We start from the raw sequence: 18878 nt of genomic DNA, 5'->3' as shown, positions 1-18878 counted from the left end.
GTAAAACGAAAGAAAACAATGCCTGATGCCGTAACGCCCTCGTTCGCTTACGAGGTAACGCCGGCTGAGGACATTGTTTTCTTTGCTGCATCTCCAGTGTAAAATATGAAATGCATTCCATAGCAAGATATTTTTTATTCTCTGCCGGGAAAGGAGCGTTTTGCTTTGCCGAACATCAAACAGATCGCCGAGGCTGCCGGCGTTTCGGTCACCACCGTATCCCGCGTTCTGAACGGCCACCCTTACGTCAGCGCAGACAAGCGGGCTGCGGTTGAGGACGCTGTGCGCCGACTTAACTATTCGCGGAATATGAATGCCGTCCATTTGATCAAAGGCATTACGCAAACGGTTGGTGTGATTCTGCCGAACATTAACCATTACTACTTTGCCCGGATCATGGAGGGAATGGCCCAGGAAGCATTGAAGTGCAACTACCAGCTGATGCTTTGCCAAACCGATTACCGTCCCAATGAGGAACGGAAGGTGCTGGAGATGCTGCGCAATAAACAGATGGATGGGCTGATCATCTGTTCGAGGGCGCTACCGCTCAGCGAGATCGAGACGTATGCCGGCTACGGGCCGATCGCGTTATGCGAGCGGGTGAGTGACCGCAACCTCTCCTCGGTGTATATCGATCATTACGCCAGCTTTCAAACCGCGATCCGCTATCTATGGGAGCAGGGCCGGCGCCGCATCGCGTTTACGATCAGCCGCCGCAACAGCCCCAGCAGCCGCAGCCGACTGCTGGCCTATACCGACACCCTCACGGCCTTGGGCGGTCAGGCCCGGGAGGATTGGGTGCTGGACGGCTGCATCGATTGGGAAGAGGGCGCCGCGCTGGTGGACCGGCTGCTCGCGATGAACGAGCGCCCGGATGCCCTGCTCATTACCGGCGACCAGGTTGCCGCCGGGTTCATCCTCACCGCACGCCTGCGGGGACTAGACGTGCCGGACGATTTCGCCGTCATCGGCTTCGATAATCAGCCGATCTCCAGCTTGCTCGGGATCACCACGATCGATAATCGGTTGTCGGAGATCGGGGAGCGCGCTTTTTCCATCGTTCACACGCAAATTACCGCCGGCGGTGGTACACCCGCCTCCGAGGAGCTTGGCTTCCGGTTTATTGAGCGCAGCTCGGTGTGAAATAAAGAAAGGAGCCTGCAGTTTGTCTGCAAGGCTCCTTTTATGTTGTGCCGCCACTCGGACACTGCCATCATGGCTGTTACTGCCGTCCTACGCTTTTGGCAGCTGGAACGAGCTTTTCAACGAAACGATCAGGTTAAACACCGGATATCCAGGCTTCGAATATTTCGTATCAACGTTAAAATACCCATGCCGGAAAAATTGGAATTTATCCTGCGGCTTCGCATCCTTCATGTTCGGCTCTACGAAGCCGTGAGCAATCGTCAGCGAGTTCGGGTTGATGAGATCAAGGAACGTTTTCTCCTCAGCGGTTTCAACAACCGCCTCCGCAGCTTCAGTAGCTGCGCCGTCGACCAGACCTTCCACCGTTTCTTCCAACCCTACGTTTGCCGTTTCCTCTGCTTCCTCTTCCAGAATCAGCGGCTCGTACAGCCGGAATTCGGCAGGCACCGCCTGAGTCGCTTCCACCCAATGGATCGTGCCTTTGACTTTACGGCCGGTAAAGCCGGTGCCGCTCTTCGTCTCCGGATCATACGTGCAGTGAATCTCCACCACGTTGCCATCCGAATCCTTGATCACCTCATTGCATTTTACGAAGTATGCATTCTTAAGACGGACTTCGTTCCCCGGGAACAAACGGAAGTACTTACTTGGCGGGTTTTCCATAAAATCATCACGCTCGATGTAAATCTCACGCGAGAACGGAATTTGACGGCTGCCCATGTCTGGGTTTTCGCTGTTATTTTCCGCCTCCAACCATTCGACTTGCCCTTCCGGATAGTTGGTGATGACGACCTTCAGCGGGTCCAGTACAGCCATCGTACGTGGAGCTTTCATTTTCAGATCCTCACGAATGAAATGCTCCAGCATCTTCGGATCGATGTTGCCGAAGTTCTTGGAAATCCCCGTTTCGAAAATGAACGCCTTAATCGCCTCCGGCGTATAGCCGCGGCGACGCAGCCCGGAAATCGTTGGCATACGAGGGTCGTCCCAACCGTCAACGATGCCTTCGTCCACGAGCTTTTTCAGCTTCCGCTTACTGGTCACCGTCTGCGTTAAATTCAGCCGTCCGAATTCGTATTGATGGGATACGTTTGGCATTTCGGTTTCTGCGATCGTCCAGTCGTAGAACGGGCGTTGATCCTCGAACTCGGTGGAGCACAAGGAGTGGGTCACGCCCTCGATGGCGTCTTCCAGCGGATGGGCGAACGTGTACATCGGATAAATGCACCATTGATCACCGGTGTTATGATGAGACGCATGTACGATGCGGTAGATGACCGGGTCGCGTAGATTGATGTTCGGCGAAGCCATGTCGATCTTGGCGCGCAGCACCTTTTCCCCGTCCTTGAATTCCCCGGCGCGCATCCGCACAAACAGGTCGAGATTCTCCTCGATGGAGCGGTCGCGGTACGGGCTGTTCTTACCAGGCTCGGTCAGCGTCCCGCGCAGCTCGCGGATTTGATCGGCGCTGAGATCGTCGACGTAGGCTTTACCTTTCTTGATCAGCAGCACCGCGCGGTTGTACATCTCCTCAAAATAATCCGACGCGAAATGCAGCTCTTCCCAATTGAAGCCCAACCATTTGACGTCTTCCTTGATCGAATTGACATATTCCACGTCTTCTTTAACCGGGTTGGTGTCGTCGAACCGTAGGTTGGTGCGTCCGCCAAACTCGTCCGCCAGCGCAAAATTGATCCAGATCGCTTTAGCATGCCCGATATGTAGATAGCCGTTTGGTTCCGGCGGAAACCGTGTGATGACGGTATTAACCTTGCCGGATTTCAAATCTTCTGTAATGATGTTTTTTATGAAATTGGGAGGGGTGAAGTTGTTCTCCACGGGTAATCAACCTTTCCATTCGAGTTCTTCCCCGATTTTTCTTCTTCTAAATATACCGATATCTTCCGAATAGTTCAATGCCTTAGAACTTCATCCGCTAAACCTTTCTCCACATGAAAATATCATCGACATATTGGCCGTCCAGCCAAAACTCCTCGACCAACCGTCCCTGCTCCGCGAATCCGCAGCTTTCGTAGAAGGCGACGGCGCCAGGGTTGCTCGCCAGCACGCGCAGCGACAGCTTGCGAACGCCTCGTTCGGCCGCCAGCCGCACCAGAGCGTCCATCAACACCCGCCCGATGCCCTGCCGCTGGTACGCCGGGTGAATGGCGATGTTCAGCTCAAGCACATGGGCGTTGCTCGGCAGCGGAGTCGGCGGTTTGAATCCGATGTAGCCGCCAATCTCATCGCCGATAACAGCCACGATCTGGTTGCCCGGCGGACAGCTCTGCAGGTATTTCTCCCGCGACTCCCACTCCATTTTCTCCGCAGGGGTATTTAGGCGGTCCCAAACCAAGTTGTCGATTTCCATCAACCTAGCCGCGTCGCGCATTTCAGAAAGACGCGTCTGGATATCACGATGATTCATAGTATCCATCCCTTCGCATATTCAACATAGTAAGCTCTAGCCGCCCGTCAGGTCGGCAAACCGGATGGTTCCGGACGGTCATCCCGATTCATGGCGGCATGTACCAGGAAGGAAACGACCGACAGCACCGCGATGCCTACCGCCAGCCAGGCGACTGGAACCAATCCGTTCCAGTCGAACAGTACGCCCATCGCATAAGGCCCGACAACCCGGCCCGCCGCACCCATTCCGCCGACCAAGCCGAGGTAGAACGGTGCGGCCTTCCCCGTCCGGTCGGAGATAAATGATGGGATCGCCGGCGAGATCAGCATCTCCCCGAAGGTCGTCAGCACCATCGCCGCCACCATGCTCGGATACGTATGGAAGCCCAATATCGTTGCGTAGCCCAACATATAGAATAACGCGCTGGCCGTCATTTGTGCTTGCGGAGAGCCCGCGAACGTGCGTTTTACCCACAAAATAAACGGTTGTCCCACAAAAATCAGCAGGCCATTCAACGTCCAGAGAATGCTATAATTCCATTCCGGCATCCCTTGAGATATGGTAAATGGCGATACGCCGTTATTCCAAATACAGTTTCCGAGCCAGAGAAAAAATGACCCTACGCCCATAAACAGGTAGACCGGGTAGCTACGCAGCAGCGACCAGACGCTTTGCCCATCCACTGATTTCTTGCGCTTCTGCACGTGCAGCTCGCCTTGGCTTTTTTGAACCCTGTTCAAATAAAACCAAAAAAACAACGCAAACGCAGCCGAAGTCACTCCGTTCAAAATAAAGCTGAGATCATACGAAATCTGCGCCAAAAATCCGCTGATCGCCGTCCCCAACGCTACGCCAATATTATTGGCCACATAAATGACATTAAATAATTCTCCACGTCGCTCCGCGAAACGAAAGCCGATAAACGCCTGGATCGCCGGCATCGACGTCGCATTGAAGAAACCAACGAGCAGCATGAACAGCATGAACAAATGCCAGTTGCCGCTCCCGTAAGGCAGCAGCATCAGGAACAGGGCGTTCATCGCTAGTCCTCCCACGATCAAACGCTTCACGCCCAGCCGATGGTACAGGGCTCCGCCCAATAACTGACCGGCGATCCCGCCAACCGACATAACCAGAATCACCAGACCGGCATCCGTCACGGTCCGACCCAGCACCTTGAACACAAACATCGTGACCAAAGGCCACATCAAAGAACCGCCGGCCGAGCTAATCAAGCTAGCGACCAGAAACACTTTCACTTCTCGCGGATAGGACTGCAGCCATCTCACTGTGTTCTCCCCCTTTGCTGCAAGACATCGGCGTATTATGTACAAAAAAAGGAGAGCCGACAGGGCTCTCCTGTTACCAGATTACAATAGTATCGCCTAAAAGTGTAAGCCAGGCAAGTACATCTATCGCCGCTTTACATCAACGGCAGTGGAAAAGAATACCGCACCGCCGCCCATATCGGCCAATCGATCCGGCGTTAAGGCATTAGCACGTGAGCGCGTTCTTTCCTCCTGCTGCCACCATAGCCCTTGGCTGACGACCGTACCCGGCAGCATTCTGTCGGTCACGGACGCCTTGACCTCGTAGCTGCCTCGGTCGTTCCACACCGTGACATCATCGCCGTCTACGATCCCGCGTGCCGCCGCATCGTCAGGGTGAATTTGCAACAGCGGGCTTTTTTCCAGCGCTGTCAACTTCTCCACATTGCCAAAAGTCGAATTGAGGAAGCTATGGTTTGGCGGCGAAACGAACATCAGAGGGTACGGCGTGTCCTTGCCGGGACGGCGTTCGCCGTCGTAGCCCTCAACCAACGGCACATAGGTTGGCAGCGGCGGAAGTCCGGCCCTCTCCAGCGTGGCCGAATACAGCTCGATCTTCTGCGAAGACGTCGACAGATGGTCAAGCCAGGTTTGCTGCGGCTCCATGTTCAATTTCACCGCCCGCTGCTCCTTCAACTTCTCCAGCGTCACGCCTTCGAGATACGGATTGTGCCGGAACTCCAGCGCCTGCCGAATCATATCTTCCTCCGTGTCACGGAAAGCCTCCTCTTCGAAGCCCATCGCCTCCGCCAACAGCTTGAACGTTTCAACGTTACTCTTGCTTTCGCCCCGAGGCGCGATGACCGGCTCCTGGAGCTGGATATAATGATGCCAGTAAGAACTGTATAAGTCCGTATTTTCAAAAGAGGACGTCGCCGGCAATACGATATCCGCATACTTTGTCGTGTCTGTCAGAAACAGATCGTGTACGACGGTGAACAAATCCTCCCGCAAGAGGCCCTGCTCCACCTTGCCCGTATCCGGAGCCACCACCGCTGGATTTGAGCAATAGACGTATAGCGCATGGATTGGCGGGTCCAGTGTCAGCAGCACATCCCCCAACTGATTCATGCTCACCGTGCGAGCTCCCGGATTCGGTCTCAAGTCAGGCCGCTCCAGCGCAGTTGAATTCATCTTGCCGTAGGCGCCGTTGGACTTAAAGGCCCCGCCGCCTGGCACGATCCATTGCCCGGTGAGCGCCGGCAGGCAGCTAATCGTGCGAACCGTCATGCCGCCGTTATCGTGATGCTGCAGGCCATTGCCGATATGGATGTAGGCAGGCGAGGTTTCGCCGTACAGCACGGCCAGCTTCACAATGCTCTCAGCCGGTACGCCGGTGATCGCCGCCACACGCTCTGGCGTGTATTGCTTCACATGCTCGCGCAGCTCGGCATGACCGTGCGTGTAGCGTTCCATGAACGCCTCATCCACCAAGCCACGCTCGAACAGCACATGCATCATCCCAAGCGCCAATGCCCCGTCCGTGCCGGGATAGAGCGGGATAAACCAGTCCGCCCGCTGTCCTGTTCGATTCCGATGCACATCGATCACAACAAGCTGCGCGCCTTGTTTACGGGCTTTTTCGATCAGGGCGACCTGATGCATGTTCGTACTGACGAGATTGCCGCCCCAAACGATAATCAGCTTCGCCTTGACCGTCTCTTCCGGACTCGTCCCGCCGCCGAATCCCATCGTATATCTCCACCCCGCGTTGCCCGCGGAATTGCATATGCCTTGTTGCAACTGCGTCGCGCCCAAACGGTTGAAGAACCGACGGTCCATGCCGTCGACGCTCAAAATCCCCATGTTGCCGTAAAAACTGTACGGCAGGATCGTCTCCGCCCCGTGCTTGCGAATTAGCGTTTGATAGCGATCGGCGATCTCCTTGACCGCTTCCTCCCAGGTGATGCGTTCAAACTTCCCTTCCCCTTTGGCTCCGACGCGCTTCAAGGGGTACAGCACCCGCTCGGGATGGTAGACCCGTTCCGCCATATTGCGAACCTTGTTGCAGATCGCGCCTTGCGTTATCGGGTGATCGGGGTTGCCGGTCACCTTGACGATTTTCCCGTTCTCTTTATGAAGCAGCAAACTGCACGTATCGGGGCAATCCAGCGGGCACACCGCAGGAAACACCCCGTTTGGTTCATGGATCATGTTCCACCCCTCCTATCTCTAGCTTATTGTAAGGAAAAACGTTCCCCGGCGTAAACCCCCGGCTGTAATTTCCTATCGAAAGGTTGTGTGGATCCCCATAGTGCATTCATGTCCGATACAATCTCTAATGTCCGGTCCAGTGTCATGTTTCATGCGTCCAGTGTCTGGTCCGGTGTCCAGTGTCCTGTTCACTCCTTTTCACGATTATCCCTTTCGTTCAGCTAGGCTTTGGGCTATTCAGTTGTTAAGTGATATAGATAAATTAAGCTTGCACCGAACACATGTTTGGTATATAATGGAATCATAAGAACATACATTCTTATACGTAGGAGCCAGTTGCATGAATATGGAGGGCAATTTGGATACGATTCATCACCTATTCAGTAAACATTATAAGAGCGAGCAAGATTGCATGGATGCGCTGATCGCTGCGAAGTGGCCAAGCGGCTTTGTCTGCCCTAAATGCAATCACACCGGCTGCAGCCGCCTGACCTCCCGGCGAATCCCCTTATTTGAGTGCGGGTGTTGCGGGCATCAAACATCACCTTTGGTAGGAACCCTTTTTGAAGGAACGCATCTGCCCTTGTTGAAGTGGTTCCAGACGATAGAATTGTTTCTACTCCCTGATGGTATCTCTGCTATGCGGTTGCACAAGGCGATCCGGGTCACCTACAAAACCGCTTGGTTGATGCTGCACAAAATACGTCATGCCGTTGGCGAATTCGATGCCCGTGAACGGTTGAGCGGTGACGTAAAGGTCAACTGCGACCAATATGGCACTAATCCATCCCGTTGTCAGTTTCCCAATCCATTTGCTTCGGCAGTCGTAGTTGGTTGTACGGTGACGGAGTCAGGCGATCTGGACCAGATCAAAATTCACCTGCTACTACATAAACGAGGTACTGGGAATAGGGCAACCCGTCACGAACTCGCCGCTTTCATCAACGAGCATGTAGATGTCGAAACAGCCACAGTTGATGCGTTCCCCCTTGCCTATAAACTGTATTTGCCCTTGCGGAGAGTGGTGAGAGACGCGTGGGAGTCGCTGAAGAGTACATATGTAGCCTTGGGACCAAAGTATCTGCAAGCGTATCTGAACGAATACACCGTTCGCCGTCGATTGCACTTGCCTGCGGCAAGGATGACAATGCACCAGAAATTGGTGACCATGTGTATGGCGACTCCAGCCATCTCTTACAACCAACTGATCACGCGCCAACCGAAATTGCCTTTGGCAATCGCCGCCTGATCTCTGCTTCTCTACCCTATAATTATCTCTACCTATCGATACTCTATTCTTTACTGTTTATCTTCTGATTGACCCATCTTCTTCACGATCTACCTACTTCTCTTTCATTCTGCTGCTCAACCTAAAAGCTTCACGGTCTACTAGCTTCTCTATTCGTCTGCTGATCGACCCATCAGCTTCACGATCTACTTGCTTCTCTTTCGTTCTGCTACTCAACCTATCTGCTTTTTTACCTAATGCTGCTCTTTCGAACGCTTCTATGTGACCTATTTGCTCCCCGCAAGCTTGTATGGCTGTATTCTCTTATCAACTGATCCAACGGGATAATCGTGCAAAGGGCCTATACAGCACATAGCCGCCCCGTTGCCATCCAGCCATGACCCAGCACCCTCAGTTCCAGCAAAAAAACTGCTCCTCCAAATGGAGAAGCAGTTAAAAAGGCCTGTTGAGTACTTTTCGCGTTATATAGTTTTGCTTACCGTTGCGTGTGAAGTTGTGGCAGCATGCTCGGTAGCTGGAGCGGCTGCGGCTGTTTGTCCTTTGTCCTTCAAATAGGCGGTCCAATACGCTGCGGCTACGAAGATGGCGCCGCCGGTCAAGTTGCCCAGCCAAACCGGAACAAAGTTCTTCAAGTACTCGCCCCAAGAATAATAGCCTTCAAAAATGGCCGCTGGAATCAGGAACATGTTGGCGACCACGTGCTGGAAGCCGATGGCGACGAAGGCCATTGTCGGGAACCAGATGCCAAGAATTTTACCACTCATATTGTCTGCGCCGTACGATAGCCATACCGCCAACGCAACCAGCCAGTTACAACCAATCCCGGACACAAATGCCTGCAAGAAGTTATCGTCCAGCTTGTGACCGGCCATATCAACCAGTTTTTCGAGATAAGGGCCGCTGGCCGTCAAACCGACCACATGGCCAAAAAAGTAGGCGACGAACAAAGCGCCAACAAAATTGCTTAAGGTAATGAGGATGAGGTTCTTCAACATTTCCCCCGTGGAAATGCGCCCCGCCATCCGTGCCAGCGGTACGGCCATCATATTGCCGGTCAAGAGCTCCCCGCCGGCCAATAACACGAGAATCAGACCGATTGGAAACACAGCGGCGCCGATGAAGGTAGCGAAGCTTCCCCACTCCGCCGGAGCGCTACTAATGACGCGAATATCGAGCAGAAAGCCGAGCGCTATGAACGCCCCTCCCAAAAAACCGAGAATGAGTACAGTCAGCAATGGATTATGCGCTTTTTTGATGCCATTCTCTACAGTAACTTCGGCAATTTGCGCAGGTTTATAGTAAGCCATGATCCAGTCTCCTTTTTAAGTAGCTTGACTTGTTGCATGTCATCCTTACCTGATCCTTTGATCCGTGTCTATTGTAGCGTGACGGTTTATCTCGGATAAGTAACATAGATCACGATAACGTTTTCATATGGTGAAATATTTCACATCAAACTGAAAAACCGGCCAAAGAGGCGAACGCCCCGTTTGACCGGCTGGAAAGTTGGATTCTTACATCTGCATCGTTGCCATTAAACGTGAGCGGTCTCCCGCTGCGGAACTTCCGGCAGAGCCCCTAAACCAGCGCTGTTCAGGAAATTCCACGGTTTGTTGTAATGCGGCTGGAAGAAGAAATCGACGAAGGCGAGCTCTTCCATTTTCATGCTGTTTTGGATGCACACCGAGATCGTATTGATCGATTGGGTCAGATCCACCTTCGACATGATTTGCGCACCAAGAATTCGGCGGGTATTCTTCTCATAGACCACCTTTAGCATGACCGGTTCGTGGGTCGGCATAAATTCCGGCCGGTAGTTATCGGTAATCAATACCGCTTCGGCGTCCAGCCCGGCATCCTTCGCTGCCGTTTCCGTCAACCCGGTGCCTGCGATATTATCCTCGTAAATCTTTATTCCCGAAGTGCCTTGGGTGCCCATATATTTCACGGTTGGCGCTACCAGGTTACGTGCGACCAACGTCCCCATGCGAACGGCGTTCGTGGCCAGCGGGATATATGCATGTTTGCTTGTTGGATTGTAGAATACCGCGCAGCTGTCTCCCGCCGCATAAACGTCCGATTTACTAGTACGCATGTATTCGTCTACGACGATCGCACCGTTGCCCAGCATGTCGACTTGCCCTTTCAACAGATCCGTGTTTGGACGGAACCCGATACACATAATTACGAGATCTGCCGCGTAAGTGCCTTTGTCAGTGATCACTTTAGTCACTTTGCCATTCTCGCCTTCGAAACGTGTGACCTTTTGGCCCAAGGCTAACTCGATACCATGTTCACGGAGCGATTGCTCGATCTTATCCGTGTACTCCGGATCAAGGTATTTGCTCAAAATGCGGTCCTCCGCATCAATCAGCGTTACTTGCTTGCCATTCAATTGGAACGCTTCAACCAATTCTACGCCGATGTAGCCGGCTCCAACCACTACGATGTGGTTTGCTTGCTGCGCTTTTTCAATGATCGTGTTGGAGTGGTTGAAGTTTTTCGAGAGTACGATGTTATCCAGCTCGCTTCCCTCGAACTTCGGTACAATTGGCCACGACCCAGTCGTCACGATCAGCTTGTCGAAAGTATCTCCGAACACCTCGCCGGTCTCCAGGTTACGGGCTTGAAGTGTTTTAGCATCCGTATCGACCGACACCACCTCATGCCGCATCTTCGTATTGACACCAAGTTCAGCTAATTGCTGAGGCGAGGAGTAAAACAATCCCTGCGGATCCTCAACCATTCCCCCAACATATAAGGCGATGCCACACGACAGGAAAGAGATATTGTCATTCCGTTCATAGACCGTAATTTCCGCGTCTGGGTAAAGTTTTGCTGTATTAACAATCGCTGCCGTGCCTGCATGGGTACATCCGATAACTGCTACTTTCATGATTTCTTCCTCCTCCAAAGTCATTGCTTGTTTGTAGTTTGTCATAATTAATTCATCTTTTGTGAAATTCATCACTTATTTATCTAGACAATTGTGAAATGTTTCACCTCATAGTTCTTATTATAGTGTGACATTTTTCACATTGCAAGGGGTGGGAAGATTTTTTTTAAAATTTCACAATTTGAACTATAGAGTTCCCGGCAGCTTGGAAGGCTAAGCAGGTAGGTTGAGGAAATCATTTAGGAAGTAAAAAGCACCTGGCCAGAACCCCTGAACGATCTCAGGTCTGCCAGGTGCTTGCTATCGTAAAGAATCATATGTAATCACTATCCAGCGAATTACTGCGCTTGGGCTGAGGTTAGTTGCTTCCGAATCTCGGCGTATTTGGCCTCCCGCTCTGACTTGGAGAGCTTAGGACATCCGTAACAGTAGCCATGGCCCGTCTCCGTTCGGTAAGCGAGACAACAAGTTGGCTTCATCGCCGACTTCTCTCCCGGACGGTAAGGATCATCCAGCAACACTTCCTTGATCTGATAAGGGTTGCGTTTCAGGCCAAACTCCTCTGCCGACATTTGCTTAACGAGCTCGTAATCCTCCATCAGCCGGGAACGTAGGGCTTCATCCTCCAGGCGGCCAGCGATGGCGCCGACGTAAAATTGAACGCCGAGCGGCAATTGTCCCCATAATTGGGCGACTGGTAGTCCTGACACCGCGGCGATGCTCTCCATGACTGGACGAAGCACCTCCCCGTAAAAACGACGGAGCTCGACTCCGCTCCATAACGAACGATCCCCCGCGGGCCAGGGTTGTTCCGCATTATCATTCAGCACAAAATAAACCCAAGGAAAACCGTTCACCATCACGAGCTGAATCGTTATATTTTCCAGCGTAAATTGAAGCCTGCTTGATGTTATGGACACCATATACTGCAGTGCCGCACACACGACCCGCCAGCTTGTAGCAAAATAAGTTGCCGATACCTGAAGGTCAAGGCCTTTGATCTTCTCCTGATACAATTCCAAAAAAGAAATCAGTTGCGCACGATCCAACAGCTTCGCTGCCGGTATCGTGAACAGCGCATCCGTCCGGTTCTGCGTGACGATCCCCAATTGCTGCTCCAGCAACTGATAATCCATATTCATATTGGGGTCCTCCACTATAGAAACGAGACCACTTTAGGCGAAGCCTCTTCAGGTCCGTCATTTTTGCCTTTGCGGACTTTGCCTTCGGATGCCGCCCGGTATAGCTCGTAAGGAAGACAAAGCGGCACGCCGCTCCGGGGATCGGTGACGATATCCGCCTCAATTCCGAACACATCGCGCAGCACTGGCGATGTCACGACTTCTTCCGGCGTACCGGTAGCCACCGCCTGGCCTTGCTTAATCGCGATCATGTAATGGGCGTAGCGGGCGGCATGGTTCAAATCATGGACCACCATTACGATTGTCCGATTCGAAGTGGCGTTCAGCTCCTCGAGCAGTTGCAGCACTTCCAGTTGATGCGCCATATCCAGGAACGTTGTAGGTTCGTCGAGGAACAGGATATCCGTCTCCTGCGCAAGCGCCATCGCAATCCAGGCCCGCTGCCGTTGACCACCGGACAGCTGCTCCAGGGCGCGATCGCTGAATTCGCCCATGCGAGTTGCTTCAATCGCCCAATCCACGATATTCCGGTCCTGTGACTTCAGACCACCGAACCCTTTTTGATGCGGAAAACGTCCATAAGACACAAGCTCATAAACCGTAAGCCCTTCCGGGGCGGTTGGGTTCTGCGGAAGGATGGCCAATTGTTTGGCTACTTCCCGGGTAGACTGCTTATGAATCGACTTGCCGTTCAGCAGTACGCTGCCGGACTGCGGCTGAAGAATCCGAGCCATTGTTTTCAAGACCGTCGATTTACCGGAACCGTTCGCTCCGACCAACGCCGTGATTTTCCCCTCGGGAATTGAAATATTCAAGTCTTCAACAATCAGACGATCCTCATAGGCAATGTCCAGATGTGAAGTTTTTAAGGAGACCATGGCACTCTTCCTTTCCGTGTCCAACTGAATAAACCTGTCAAATGTATCATCAAAAAAAGAGTCCGAATAACGGCTTCATCTTAATTTCATTTAAATTTCATCATCTTAAAGATACTGATAATCATTATCATATGTCAACTGTTAATTTAAGTCTGGTGGATCGCCTGCTCAAAAAAGCAAAAAAAGACGCCCACAGGCGTCTTTTCCTTTATACCTACGGCCCGGGCGGTGTAAGAAATTACTGGCCCGAAACCGGCACGGCATCATAATATTCTTCCAACGTGATGTTCCGTTCCCCGATATCTGCAGCGATTTCATTCCCAACATAGCGTAGGTGCCATGGCTCATATTTATAGCCGGTAATGTCTTCCTTCCCTTCCGGATAACGAATGATAAAACCGTATTCGGTCACATGGTCCGCTAACCAGGCAGCTTCCTTCGTGTCGCCGAAGCAGCTTTCTGCCGCGCATTTGCCGTCGCTGCCCGAGACGTCAATGGCCAGCCCTGTCTCATGCTCGCTATGGCCTGGCACCGCGCTGTAGGTCTTGGCCACTTCCTCGCCATCCTTCTCCACATAACGGTTAAACAGCGCCGTTTGCGTACGGTGCGAACGGTATGCCGACACGCCTGCCAGGTAGATGCCATCTTTCTCGGCTCCTTCAAACAGCTCCTCGAGCGCCGCAGCCGCCTCTTTGCGCATCATGCGTTTCTCAATCTTGTCCTTAAACGTGAATCGAACGTCTGGATAAACCAAATCCTTCGGCTCATATTCTTCCGGAAGCGCGAATTGCTTATTGATCAGCACCGCAACGCTCTGCGGGTCGGCCATGGCCGCGCGGTCCCCTCCGCTGCTGCCGGTATCCGAACCTTCAGAGTCCGGAGCTGGATTGGCAGAATCCCCGGTTTCGGCATTGCCGCCGGTTGCTGCATTATTCCCATCCGTCGCCTGATCGTCCTTGGCGCCCCCATCGTTAACGGCGTTATTCCCTGGACTGGCGTTCGAGTCAGCCGCGTTCGTGCCGTTCTGAACCGGCGTCTGCGGAGTATTGTCCGCTTGATTGCCGCAGCCTGCGAACACAATTGCCGCCACCATCAGCGCAACCGCCGCGGTAACCGCGCCTTTCTTGCTGTACATCCTGGTTCCTCCCCTATCGCGGGTGCCCTGTCATGACCCAGCATGAGGCAACCTCTGTATGTTGATCTTTGATCCTATCCTTTTAAACGCATTAGGCCAGCAAGAAGTTACATGGAAAATAGCGGGGGCGCCGGCTACCGCCCCCGGCGCCCGCGCCCTCCGCCGCCGCGTTCGCTTTGTCCGCGGCGGTCCGGCCCTTGCGCGCGCGAGGCGCCTCCGGCGGAGCCGCGCTGAGCGCGCGCGTCATCGCCGCGGCGGCTGCCCGCGCCGCGGCCTCCTTTGGCCGGCGCGCCTGCGTTGCCGGCCGAGCGGCCCCGGCCGCCGCCCGCATCGCTGCGGCGGCCGGTGGGCCGCTGTGCACCGCCGCGCTCGTCGCGGCTGCGGCGGCCCTGGCCCCCCGCCTTGTCCGCACCCGTACCGGTGCGGCCTACGGCGACGATCTTCTCGGCGCCCGGACCGGCGCCTCTCTTCTCGTATCGCTGCCGCTCCAGCTTGCGGCCGATGCCCCGCTCGATCTGACGCAGCGCCTCCAGATCTTTCGGCGCCGCGAACGTGATGGCCACGCCTTTCTCTCCGGCGCGGCCCGTCCGCCCGATGCGGTGGATGTAGCTGTCCACATCGTGCGGAATATCGTAATTGAAGACGTGGGTGACGCCTTCCACGTCAATCCCGCGCGCCGCGACGTCCGTCGCGACGAGGAGCTCCAGCTTCGCGTCGCGGAACGCGCGCATGACCTGCTCGCGCTTCGCCTGCGACAAGTCGCCGTGCAGCTCGTCCGACTGGAAGCCCGCGGCCTGCAGCGCCTCGTTCAGCGTGCTCGCCCGGCGTTTCGTGCGGCAGAAGATCACGGCCAGATAAGGCCGCTGGCTGCGGATCGTCTCGATCAACGCGCTCTGCTTGGTCCGATCCGTGCACTCCACGAGGATCTGCCGGATGCTGTCCAGCGTGACACGCGAGGTTTCGGCGATCCGAATGTCGCGCGGCTTGTCCATGTAGGTCTTGGCCAAGCGCTTCACATTGTCCGGCATCGTCGCCGAGAACAACATCGTCTGGCGGCTGCGCGGAACGAGCGAAATGATCTCCTCCACCTCGGCCAAGAAGCCCATATGCAGCATTTGGTCGGCTTCATCCAGCACCAGCATGCGGACCGCGCCCAGCTTCAGGGAACCTCGACGCAAATGATCGAGCAGCCGGCCTGGCGTGCCGATGACCAGCTGCGTGCCATTCTTCAGCTTGCGCAGCTGCCGCTCCACGTCCTGGCCGCCGTATGCGGCCAACACGGATAATCCCTCACGGGCCTCCGCCAGCTTGCGGGCTTCCGCGGTAATTTGAATCGCCAGCTCCCGCGTCGGGGTAATAATCAACGCCTGCGCCTCGGTGCGATCAGGGCGGATTTTCTCCAGGATCGGAAGCAGAAACGCCAGCGTCTTGCCCGTACCGGTCTGCGCCTGCACGATGGCGTCTTCGCCTGACTGCAGTACGGGAATCGCAGCAGCCTGCACCGGTGTCGGAGTTACAATCCCTTGTCCCTGCAGTTTGCGAAGCAGGATGGGCGATACATTTAAATTTTCAAAAGTTGTCAACAGGTTTCACCTCATATTCTTCAGCTTCCTTATTGTAACACATCGTTAGAATCTTCCCGAACGGAAGATGGAAAAGAGCAGCCACAAGAACATCAGCGTTGCAACGATAAAGCCGATCTCGATCGCCGGAATGTCCCAGAGCAGAGTGGGCATGCGTGCAAGAGAGGAGCCGATAATTAGTCCGACCATAATAATGCTGAACGCCAGCAACACAATGCTGAACGATAAACGGTTACTGATCTGGTCCAGCTTGCGGAGAAACTGCTCCATCTCCGGTACGTTCATGTCCATCTTTAGCTTGCCTCGGGCCAGCGTACTAGATAACTTACGCACCTGATGCGGAAGATCAACCAGCGAATCCGTCAGCTCTGCGGCCTCGTCAAACAGCTTCTTACCAAGCCGACGTGCGGCGTATTTCTCCCGCAGCAGCTTGCGCCCAAAGGGCTCCGCCAAATCGAGAATACGGAGGTCAGGGTCGAGCGCCAGCGCCACCCCTTCGACGGTTAAAAGCGCTTTGCCCAGCAATAAGAGGTCTGCGGGCAGTACAACTTGATGCTTCTGAGCCGTGGCAAACAGATCCTGAAGCGCCTGCCCGATCTGAATCTCCGCAAACGGGATGTCATAATAGCGTTCGCGAAGCCGTTCCAGGTCCTGACGCAACCCTGCGGTATCGGCATCATCTCCGACGAGGCCCATACGCAGAACCGCCCGCACCATCCCCTCAGTGCTTCGCCGCATCAAGGCGATCACCAGCGAAGATAAATGGTCCTTCATCTCGCTGCTAAGACGCCCGACCATCCCGAAGTCGATGAAGGCAAGTTCGCCCTCGCGGGTCACCAGCAGGTTGCCGGGGTGAGGGTCTGCGTGGAAGAAGCCTCCCTCGAAAATTTGCCGAAGCAGCGCGTTTACCAATCGCTCCGCCAGCTCCTTGCGGTCGTATCCCAACTCATCGATCGCCAGCAAACGGTTCAAATGCTCCCCCTCCACGAAGTCCATCGTCAACACGCGGGAGGTTGTCAGGGGCCAATGCACCCCGGGAATATATATGCCTTCCTCCGCCTTAAATTGCCGGCGTATCTTCTCCATATTCCGGCCCTCGAAGCTATAATCCAGCTCCGCGCGGATCGACCTTGCGAATTCTTCGACCATCTGCGGAATTTGAAACCGGGAGACCCAGGCCCAGCGTTTGTTTGCCAGCATCGTCAGGTGCTGCAAAATGTCGAGGTCCAGCTCGATGACCGGCACGATCTCGGGCCGCTGGATCTTGATCGCAACCCGCTCGCCCGTCGTCAATCGAGCCCGGTGCACCTGGCCAATGGAGGCGGCGGCCAGCGGGGTTTCATCGAAGCCCTGGAACAACTCCGTCAGCGGCTGGTGCAATTCCGCCTCCAGAATCCGGCGGGCCTCCTCCGCCGGAAAAGGCGGCACCTGATCCTGTAGCTTGACGAGCTCTTGAATAATCGCCTCCGGCAGCAAATCCGAACGTGTACTTGCCAGCTGTCCCACCTTAACGAAGGTAGGGCCTAGCTCTTCCAGTACTAACCGGATCCGTTCGGCCAAGGTCCGGGAGCTCGGTTCAGACTTACGCAGTCGGCGCAGCGGCAGCCGAATGAGCCGGGTCAGCCCTACTTCTTCGGCTAAATAGCCAAAGCCATGACGCCCAAGCGCCATGGCAATTTCACGATAACGGCCGGTATGACGAACAAAGCTGCTCATCGCCTACGGCTGCTGCATCTCGGCGAGCTTAATCTCCAGCTCCGCTACCCGCCGCGTCAATTCCTCCACCTCTTTAGCCGAGGCTAAACCCATCCCTTGCAATGCAGACCGAACTTGCTCATTCACCAGTTCTTTGAATTTGCTCTGCTCCTCGGCCCCGCGATCTATCAACTTCTCCACGAGTTGTTTCGATTCAGAAGGGGCCAGTTCACCGCGTTTGACCAAGTCCTCTACGATGCTCTCGACTTTCTCCTTGCTCATGATTGTCAAACCCCATCCCAGGGAAATCGCTTTTTTCAGTAAATCGCTCATTACCCATCATCCTTTCCATCTGAGGTTTGGATATTGCTTACACTTATCATTACCCAATTTACGCCTGTTGTTCCTCATCGCCGTGATGGGCTCCATAGAGCGGCTTGACTTCGCCTGCGTAATAGCGGGCCAACTCGACCATCATGCTGCCCATTCGCTCCTCCTTAGGTGCCAGTACCCGGGGCACCCCGGCTTCGTATAAACCGGCTGCCGTCACCTTGCCGACGGCCACCGCCAACACCGGACCCTCCAACGCTTTCATCAAGTCGGCGAGTCGGCCCTGACGCTCTGCGTGCTCCATCAAGAAACGCACCTGCGGCCCGCTTGTAAACGTCACGGCATCCACCTCACCGGCGAGGATATCGCTCAAGAGCTGCTCCAGCTCTTCAGCAGGCGGAGCAATATGCCGATACGGCAGGAGTTGCCGGCATTGTGCCCCTTGTCCCTCCAGCCAGGCGACCAGGCGCGGTGCTGGATCCCCGTGCAGTTGCAACAATACGCTGGCTCCACGCAGCTCATGTTCCGACAGTCCGCGGATCAATCCCTCCGTACTGCCGTCATCGTCGCGGACGATGGGCGTTAACTCTCGCTTTTTCAGCGCGTTCACAGTTTTGTAGCCCCGCGCCGCAATTTTTCCCGCTCGAAGATGCTCCTGCAACCGCTCCGCGACGTTCATGTCTCCTGCCATCTCAAACAATGCATCAAGGCCCATTCCTGTCGTAAAGATGGACCAATCCGGCGGATGCTCCACCCAGTCGACAATGCCGTTTCGCAAGGCCACATCGTCCAGAAGCACGGTTCCCTGTGCCGGACGATATAGCGGCGTGCCGCCCATGTTCTCCACCAGCTTACCTAATTCCTCCGCCCGTCGGGGCCCGGTTAGTGCTACTCTTTTTCCTTCCAGTCTTCGTGCCATCGTCTACCTCCCA

The 18878-nt window shown here is 54.6% G+C and carries 15 protein-coding genes; 2 read left to right on the top strand and 13 right to left on the bottom strand.

The genetic code is table 11. The features are described 5' to 3' along the window. Positions 1-165 precede the first annotated feature (165 nt). Positions 166-1143, top strand: a complete 978-nt coding sequence (locus M0651_RS13525; protein WP_248552275.1) for a LacI family DNA-binding transcriptional regulator — start codon at positions 166-168, stop codon at positions 1141-1143. 90 nt (positions 1144-1233) lie between these two features. Here the strand turns inward: M0651_RS13525 and M0651_RS13520 are convergent, their stop codons facing one another. The 4 genes from M0651_RS13520 to M0651_RS13505 all read right to left on the bottom strand — a co-directional run bounded on the left by M0651_RS13520 (position 1234) and on the right by M0651_RS13505 (position 7038). Further along, on the bottom strand, positions 1234-2985 hold the full coding sequence (locus M0651_RS13520) for a glutamine--tRNA ligase/YqeY domain fusion protein (RefSeq protein WP_248552274.1): 1752 nt from the start codon (positions 2983-2985) through the stop codon (positions 1234-1236). A gap of 97 nt (positions 2986-3082) precedes the next feature. Continuing rightward, entirely contained in the window at positions 3083-3574 is a 492-nt protein-coding gene (locus M0651_RS13515; RefSeq protein WP_248552273.1) for a GNAT family N-acetyltransferase, read from the bottom strand. A 47-nt stretch (positions 3575-3621) separates the two neighbouring features. Continuing rightward, positions 3622-4845, bottom strand: a complete 1224-nt coding sequence (locus M0651_RS13510; RefSeq protein WP_248552272.1) for an MFS transporter — start codon at positions 4843-4845, stop codon at positions 3622-3624. A 123-nt stretch (positions 4846-4968) separates the two neighbouring features. Beyond that, entirely contained in the window at positions 4969-7038 is a 2070-nt protein-coding gene (locus M0651_RS13505) for a molybdopterin-containing oxidoreductase family protein (RefSeq protein WP_248552271.1), read from the bottom strand. A gap of 340 nt (positions 7039-7378) precedes the next feature. On the opposite strand from M0651_RS13505, the gene M0651_RS13500 reads away from it, so the two are divergent. Beyond that, positions 7379-8287, top strand: a complete 909-nt coding sequence (locus M0651_RS13500; RefSeq protein ID WP_248552270.1) for a transposase — start codon at positions 7379-7381, stop codon at positions 8285-8287. Between the two features lie 461 nt (positions 8288-8748). On the opposite strand, the gene M0651_RS13495 is transcribed toward M0651_RS13500, so the two are convergent. The 9 genes from M0651_RS13495 to M0651_RS13455 form a co-directional block, all read right to left on the bottom strand. Then, positions 8749-9594 (bottom strand): formate/nitrite transporter family protein, encoded by an 846-nt coding sequence (locus tag M0651_RS13495; RefSeq protein ID WP_248552269.1) that lies wholly within the window; start codon positions 9592-9594, stop codon positions 8749-8751. A gap of 227 nt (positions 9595-9821) precedes the next feature. Then, positions 9822-11183: an FAD-dependent oxidoreductase gene (locus M0651_RS13490; RefSeq protein ID WP_248552268.1), complete on the bottom strand. Its 1362-nt coding sequence runs from the start codon at positions 11181-11183 to the stop codon at positions 9822-9824. A gap of 338 nt (positions 11184-11521) precedes the next feature. After that, entirely contained in the window at positions 11522-12325 is an 804-nt protein-coding gene (locus M0651_RS13485) for a hypothetical protein (protein ID WP_248552267.1), read from the bottom strand. Positions 12326-12339: 14 nt separating this feature from the next. Next, positions 12340-13203, bottom strand: coding sequence for an ABC transporter ATP-binding protein (locus tag M0651_RS13480; protein ID WP_248552266.1), 864 nt, complete (start codon positions 13201-13203; stop codon positions 12340-12342). Positions 13204-13441: 238 nt separating this feature from the next. Further along, the gene (locus M0651_RS13475; RefSeq protein WP_248552265.1) at positions 13442-14338 is read right to left on the bottom strand and encodes a M15 family metallopeptidase; all 897 of its coding nucleotides are present in this window, start codon (positions 14336-14338) and stop codon (positions 13442-13444) included. Between the two features lie 134 nt (positions 14339-14472). After that, positions 14473-15921 (bottom strand): DEAD/DEAH box helicase, encoded by a 1449-nt coding sequence (locus M0651_RS13470; RefSeq protein WP_248552264.1) that lies wholly within the window; start codon positions 15919-15921, stop codon positions 14473-14475. A gap of 45 nt (positions 15922-15966) precedes the next feature. Then, positions 15967-17637 carry an ABC1 kinase family protein gene (locus M0651_RS13465; protein ID WP_248552263.1) on the bottom strand — a complete coding sequence of 557 codons (1671 nt, stop codon included), beginning with the start codon at positions 17635-17637 and terminating at the stop codon, positions 15967-15969. A 3-nt stretch (positions 17638-17640) separates the two neighbouring features. Further along, a complete protein-coding gene (locus tag M0651_RS13460; RefSeq protein ID WP_248552262.1) occupies positions 17641-17949 on the bottom strand; it encodes a phasin family protein in 309 nt (102 codons plus the stop codon). Between the two features lie 58 nt (positions 17950-18007). After that, positions 18008-18865 carry a uroporphyrinogen-III synthase gene (locus M0651_RS13455; protein WP_248552261.1) on the bottom strand — a complete coding sequence of 286 codons (858 nt, stop codon included), beginning with the start codon at positions 18863-18865 and terminating at the stop codon, positions 18008-18010. Positions 18866-18878 lie beyond the last annotated feature (13 nt).

The sequence above is a fragment of the Paenibacillus mellifer genome (assembly GCF_023195895.1).
Classification (GTDB): domain Bacteria; phylum Bacillota; class Bacilli; order Paenibacillales; family Paenibacillaceae; genus Fontibacillus; species Fontibacillus mellifer.
The sequence above is the reverse complement of the archived record's forward strand: the minus strand, read 5'-3'. Positions and strand labels throughout refer to the sequence as shown.